A 335-nucleotide genomic window follows, 5' to 3' on the forward strand; every position below is an offset into this window, starting at 1 on the left:
TATATAAATTTGCACCTAAAGTGCAGAATACTAACTCCCGGGCTTTTTAAGTTGCGGGAGCTTTTATCTTCAGAAATAACTTAGATGAAAAAAATAACTATTAGTGCAGATCTTGAAGTTTATGATGCGGAAGCCGAATTGCCGCAGGAAGTACAGGATCTAATGAATAAAGCTATGGAAGCCAGGGAGAAATCCTATTCGCCCTATTCGAAATTCAGGGTAGGTGCAGCCCTGCTGCTTGAAAACGGTGAAATCGTCACCGGAAGCAATCAGGAAAATGCATCTTATCCCGCCGGACTCTGTGCAGAAAGAACAGCTATTTTTTATGCAGGGGC

Annotated in this window: 1 protein-coding gene; it reads left to right on the plus strand. The window is 42.4% G+C overall.

Annotated features, from left to right (window positions below; all coding sequences use genetic code 11):
• Positions 1-84: 84 nt before the first annotated feature.
• The coding region (locus tag HC175_RS21800) for a cytidine deaminase (protein WP_168139981.1) at positions 85-335 on the plus strand (251 nt) is incomplete at its 3' end.

It is taken from the genome of Salinimicrobium oceani (genome assembly GCF_012037645.1).